Source organism: Mesorhizobium ventifaucium, assembly GCF_935822925.1.
Classification (GTDB): domain Bacteria; phylum Pseudomonadota; class Alphaproteobacteria; order Rhizobiales; family Rhizobiaceae; genus Mesorhizobium; species Mesorhizobium ventifaucium.
Map to the genome: position 1 here is coordinate 146,301 of NZ_CAKXZS010000022.1, position 6,000 is coordinate 152,300.

The window sequence follows — 6,000 nt, forward strand, 5'->3', positions numbered from 1 at the left end:
GCGGCCAGGTAATGTCGGAGCCTCTGGCATGAGGACAAGCCAGACGGTAAGCTCGTGCGCCTGCAGAGGAATTGACGCGCAGCCATTGCGCCGAAGTTGGCCTTCATTTTGCGACTGCCGGATGATTGCATGAACGATACTTCTCCGATGGGTGTGCCCGCCACGGGTCTTGCCCAGCCAGCCATTTCCGCCCGCGGCCTGGTCAAGACGTTCGGCAAGCTGCGCGCCGTCGATGGTATCGACCTCGATGTGCCGCGCGGCATGATTTTCGCCATCCTGGGTCCGAACGGCGCCGGCAAGACAACGCTGATGCGGATGCTTGCGACGCTGTCGCGCCCCGACGCCGGCTCCGCGACCGTGATGGGGCACGATCTCGTGCAGGCCCCGCACGAGGTCCGTGCAGCAATCGCGATGACCGGGCAGTTCGCTTCGCTCGACGAGGACCTGACGGGCCGGGAGAACCTCGTCCTGCTCGCCCGACTCTGGGGTTTTCGGGGTCGCGCCGCGAAAGCTCGTGCGGACGACCTGCTCGCGGCTTTCGGCTTGTCCGAAGCGGCGACGAAACAGGTGAGGGACTATTCGGGTGGCATGCGAAGGCGGCTCGACATAGCCGCCTCGCTGATCGTCACGCCGGGCGTACTGTTCCTCGATGAGCCGACCACAGGCCTCGATCCGAACGCCCGCAAGGATGTCTGGGGCATGATCCGCGGCCTCGCCGAGGCCGGCGTCACCATCCTGCTCACCACGCAATATCTCGAAGAGGCCGATCAACTCGCGGCACGCATCGCCGTCATCGACCACGGCAGGAAGATTGCCGAGGGCACCAGCCGCGAATTGAAGGCGGCCACCGGTTCCGGGTTTCTCCATGTCGCGCTCGCCGATGTAGCGCGGCTGGACCAGGCGGCGACCATTCTGGAACGCCGGCTGGAGCACCCTGTCCAACGCAGTGCCGAGGGCGCCGAACTCTCCGTCCTTGCCGGCACGGCGAAGGCCGCCAACGAGGCGCTGGCCGACCTGGTCGCCGCCGGCATCGAACTGTCGGATTTCTCCATGGGCCAACCCAGCCTTGAGGAGGTCTTCTTCGCGCTGACGGGCCAGCCGAGCCTGGGTGAAAGCCGGAAGGACGACACGCCATGATCGACACGACATCCCTGCAGCGGCTGCAAAGGGTCGCCCGACCGAGGACCCCATCAGCCCTTTCCAATGCGCTGGTCTTCGGATGGCGCGCGGTGCTGAAATTCAAGCATGTGCCGGAGCAGCTGTTCGACCTGGTGATGACTCCGATCATGTTCACGCTGCTGTTCACCTTCGTCTTCGGCGGCGCGCTCGCCGGTTCGCCGGGCGAATACCTGCAGTTCTTCCTACCCGGCATCCTGGTTCAGACCGTGGTGTTCAACGCGGTCTATTCGGGCATGGGGTTGTCGACCGACCTCGGCAAGGGCTTGTTTGACCGCTTCCGATCGCTGCCGATCTGGTCGCTGTCTCCGTTCGCCGGTCTGATGGTGGGCGACATCCTGCGCCATTTGATTGCCGCTTCGATCATCCTCGCCATCGGGCTGATCCTCGGCTACCGGCCGGAAGCGGGCATCCTCGGCGTGCTTGCCGCCTTCGCCATGCTGATCGCCATCGGATTCGGCATGGGCTGGGTATTCATCGTGCTCGGCCTGCTGATCCGCACGCCAACCACAGTGATGACGCTCGGCTTTACCTTCCTGTTCCCGCTCGTCTTCGCCTCCAACATCATGGTCGACCCCGGGACCATGCCGGACTGGCTGCGGGCCTTCGTCGAAGTCAACCCGGTGTCGCTGATGACGACGGCGCTGCGCGGGTTGATGGGTGGCGGGGCGACACTCAGTCAGGTCGTCCTCGCCATGATCGCACCGGTGGCGCTGACCGCGATTCTGGCGCCGACGACACTATGGCTGTATCTCAGGAGGTGAGAGGCGTAGCGGGAGAGGTATCCCTACGCGACATGCACCGTGCGCTGCCTCGGCTTGATCGCGGTGGCGAGCAGCAGGCCGGCGACGATAAAGGCGGCGCCGGCGAGGTCGTAGTCGTGCAAGCTTTCCCCTAGGAAAAGATAAGCGAGCACGGCGACGAAGACAGTCTGCAGATAGAGCAGCATGCTGGCGCGCCCGGCGCCAAGCGTCTCGACGCTGCGGTTGTAGAGGTAATACATCAGAGCGCCGCCCGGGCCGGCGACATAGGCGAGTGCCAGAAGGCCGTTCGCATGCAGCGCCGAACGCTCGCCGGAAAACAGCTCCCAGAGATAGAGGGGCAGTGCGGCCAGCGCGCCGGCCCCCAGCAGCAGGACCACCGTCGGCAGCAGTTCGATAGCGAATTTGGCGCGACGCAGCAGCACGGTGTAGAGGCCCCAGCAAAACGCGCTGCCGACGATCCACAACTCGCCGGGATTGAACTGGAGCCGCATCAGCGCGGTAAGGTCGCCGCGCGCCACGATCACCACCATCCCGACCAGAGCGAGCAGCGCGCCAAGCGCCTTCCAGACGCCGAGGGGCTCGCCGAGCACGAAGCGGGCAAGCACCATGGTCATGATCGGCGACAGCGCCATGATGATGCCGGCGGTCGTCGCGTCGGTATAATTGAGGCCCGTGTAGATCATGCCCTGACAGAGGGTCAGCCCGATGGCGCCGATGGCCAGCACCTCGATCGCCCGGGACTGGATCAGTGCGAGCATCGCCCCGTGATGATGATGGACGATAGGCAGCAGGATCGCGCAGGCGAGCGCCAGCCGCCAGAAGCAGAGCGCCCAAGGCGGCATCTCGGGGGCAACCCACTTGGCTGCGATGTAGACGCCGGCGGACAGGAGCCAGCAGAGCGTCGCGGTCGAATAGGCGAGTGGAAGCGATGCGTCGGCTGTCGTCTTGGCAACGCTAGGATGGGCTATCGGCAGCGATTGCATACCCGTCTCCTCCCACCGCCGATCTTAGCAAGATTGTTGCGTCTTGCCGAGCAGCAACGTCAGCTATGTCACCAATTCCTGTGCGGCGGCTTTTTGTTTTCGGTGTGGAACACAGGCCAGCGACGAAAGTTCGGCTTCCGCAGCATCATTCCCGTAGACAAAGGCTGCCAGATCGGATCCTCCCGCCGATCAGAGCCCGCGACCTCTCCCGGAGGCGCGGGCTATTCAATTCACAGGCTGCGGCCGTTGATGCTCCGGCTGCGTAGATGAAGCACCTGGCCAGGTTCACGAAACTGGCTCCTGGAGAACCACCTGGTTTTGCCAGAGGGCGTTTGGCGGCTCTATGAAAGATTATTGGAAGGCTAGACGGGTCGAAGTGATCGCTATCGAGTGCTTCGCGCACTCTGTGGACATTCGAAACCATGATGTTTGACTAGCTTGAGATGCAATGCGCTCCATGGTCGGCACTGCCAGGCGGCAAATCAGGCCGGGAGCCGCCACATTCGCACACGACCTGTACCACGCAATTCCGTTTCCGCGAGTGGCTCGCAAGCAAAATTTGGTCCAAGCAGTTTGCGAGTTGCATCCGAAATACGGATTTCATCGGGCTCCGCTGACGTTTGAATACGTGCGGCGAGATTAACGGTGTCGCCCCACAGGTCATAGGCAAACCGCCTTTTGCCTATGACGCCCGCGACGATTGGTCCTGAGTGAATTCCAATTCTGAGTCTTATCGGTTCTCCTGCGAAGCGTTCGCGCTTAACCGCCTTCCGCAGTTCAAGTGCATAGTGCGCAAGGGCTTCTGCATGATCGGATCGCGCGGCGGGCAGGCCAGCGACCACCATCACACAATCGCCGATTGTCTTGATCTTTTCGCAGCCGTATTGTTCCGAGAGCAGATCCGCCGCCTTGAAGAAGTAATTTAAAATAGCGAGCGTTGTCTCGGCTCCGACGCTCCGCGCTCTTTCCGTAAAGCCGACGATGTCGGCAAAAAGCACACTCACGTCAGCATGGCTGTCTGCAATTTGTTCGTCCGCCTTTAACCGCTCCGCGATCGACGCTGGAAGAATGTTGAGGAGTAGGCTTTCGGCGCGCTGGTATTCACGCGACAATCCCTCTTGGCTCTGCTTCAACGCCTCGTTCGTCAATTGTAATTTTTCGTTGAGTTGACGCTCCCTCTCTTGCAGGAGTGTCATTTCATAAGCCTTCTGTTGAAGCCGCTGCCTATTGTCGCGTTCGGCAGTGGCGTCAAGAAAGAGCAGCCATACGCTGGCATTGTCGGCAAAAAGATGAAGGTCCGCGACACGCCCGCTGGGCAGTTCGACCATGGCCATATGATATGGAAGCTCCGGGCAAGGCAGCAAGCCTTCCATGAATTCAAGCTGCTCGGCTACGGGCTTGCCAATGCAAAGTGATGATAGGCCGTAATGTTCAACACTACCGCCCTTCGCAGCGATGCAAAGCTGGGCGTCAATTTTCAGATATGCGACAGAGTGCTCGTTGTAGAAGAAATCGTAAATCCAGTTTCTGACTTCTCTTGGCAATCCATGCATGGTCTATTTGGCAACCATCGAAGCAAGCTGACGAAACGCATCATCGACATATTCACCCGAAAGCGCACTCGTCAGATAGATTTGCCATCCAAGTTGCCTCAGTTCGTTAATCTCACTATCCGATATTGCCCACCGGTCGGCCAGATCGGATTTGTTGAACAGCAATACGAACGGCATAGCGCCGAATTCGGCCTCGGCCCGCTCGCGCAGCGTGAGCGCCACGGCAAGAGTAGCGGCGCGGGTTCCATCGACGACAAGCACGAGCCCGCTCGCACCCCGCACATAGCTGACGCGGAATGAGCCGATATCGTCTTCGCCGGCCAAATCCCACAAAATCAGATCCACGGTTTTATCCGGCAGTACAACACTCTTCTTGTCGATTTTCACTCCCACCGTGGTCAAGTAGGTTTCCGAAAAGATGCTTTGCACAAACCTGCGAACCAGACTCGTCTTCCCGACAGCGAACCCGCCCAACATGCAGATCTTCTTTTGCAATATCCCGGGCTCCGCCTAGTGGAAGTTTACCGTAACCGAAACTCTGCGATTGGCGGAGCTCCCGGTTCGGCTATTTTCAGTCTCCGCTGGCTCAAAGGTGCCTGCGCCGCGAACCAAGAGCAATTCCGGATCGACGCCGCGCTTCTTGAGAAGCGCACGAACTGTCTCCGCGCGGGCGGCGCTGATCGACACGTTGGCCGTCTCACGGCCCGTCGCATCCGAATGGCCGGTCAACATGAACTGTGCTGTTACGCCTGCCTTGCGGGCGTCCTTGGCCAATTCCTTCAACTGATTCGCCAATTTGTCGAGAACCGGCAGTTGCTCTGGTCCCGGTACAGCCTTGCCGGAATCGAAGAAAATGTCGACCGCTTGAATAGCCTCCCTCAAATGAGTGAGTTTCTGAGGGGTCAACTCACGCAGCTCGGAAATTTCTAGAGAGAGTCCGTCCGCGGCCAGTTGTTGGGCGGCGACCCGCGCCCGATCTATCCAGGCGGCAGGAGCCTCACCCACGACAACGATGCGATCCTTGATGATCGAAAATCGTACTGAATCCGGCGGAGTCAGCGACGCCATCAGCCGCTTCACCACGAACTTCGGATCAAGGCTCTGATAGAATTGCCAGTGTGAATGAACGCGAGCAGGATCGACCCCTGTTCCGGACAGCAGAGCCTGCGGGTCGGCGGCCTGCGGGTCTCTCAGGCCGGAAATATAGAAATGTCCGCCCCTCGCCGTTTGTTGGGCGACGATGATCCCCGGTTGGGCCTCAAGTCGCGACACATAATGCTGCCAGTGCTCCGCCGCGCGTGCTTCGGGGCTCACATCGCGAACCTTGGAGATGTCGAAGACCGGTCCGCCTGCCGAAAGCTGTCGGGCCGCTGCGCGCGCCCGATCAATCCAGGTGTCGGGAGCCTCACCCTCGGCAACGATGCGATCCTCGACGATCGAAAGCCGAACCGATTTCGGTGGGGTCAGCGACGCGGTTAGCCGCTTCAACACGAACTTCGGATCAAGGCTCTGATAGAATTGCCA

Annotated in this window: 6 protein-coding genes; 2 read left to right on the forward strand and 4 right to left on the reverse strand. The window is 60.7% G+C overall.

The features are described from left to right. Positions 1-129: 129 nt before the first annotated feature. Together NMG70_RS17975 and NMG70_RS17980 are read left to right on the forward strand one after the other, a co-directional pair. Entirely contained in the window at positions 130-1,137 is a 1,008-nt protein-coding gene (locus NMG70_RS17975) for an ATP-binding cassette domain-containing protein (protein WP_254025789.1), read from the forward strand. Beyond that, complete coding sequence (locus NMG70_RS17980) at positions 1,134-1,940, forward strand: ABC transporter permease (RefSeq protein ID WP_254025790.1); 807 nt, start codon at positions 1,134-1,136, stop codon at positions 1,938-1,940. Before NMG70_RS17975 ends, NMG70_RS17980 begins: the two co-directional genes overlap by 4 nt. A gap of 23 nt (positions 1,941-1,963) precedes the next feature. Here NMG70_RS17980 and NMG70_RS17985 read toward each other — a convergent pair whose 3' ends face one another. The 4 genes from NMG70_RS17985 to NMG70_RS18000 all read right to left on the reverse strand — a co-directional run. Further along, entirely contained in the window at positions 1,964-2,923 is a 960-nt protein-coding gene (locus NMG70_RS17985; RefSeq protein WP_254025791.1) for a DMT family transporter, read from the reverse strand. A 482-nt stretch (positions 2,924-3,405) separates the two neighbouring features. Next, positions 3,406-4,476, reverse strand: coding sequence for an adenylate/guanylate cyclase domain-containing protein (locus tag NMG70_RS17990; protein WP_254025792.1), 1,071 nt, complete (start codon positions 4,474-4,476; stop codon positions 3,406-3,408). 3 nt (positions 4,477-4,479) lie between these two features. Further along, positions 4,480-4,971, reverse strand: coding sequence for a Rab family GTPase (locus NMG70_RS17995; RefSeq protein WP_254025793.1), 492 nt, complete (start codon positions 4,969-4,971; stop codon positions 4,480-4,482). 15 nt (positions 4,972-4,986) lie between these two features. Further along, on the reverse strand, positions 4,987-6,000 hold a 1,014-nt coding region (locus NMG70_RS18000; protein ID WP_254025794.1), incomplete at its 5' end, for an OmpA family protein.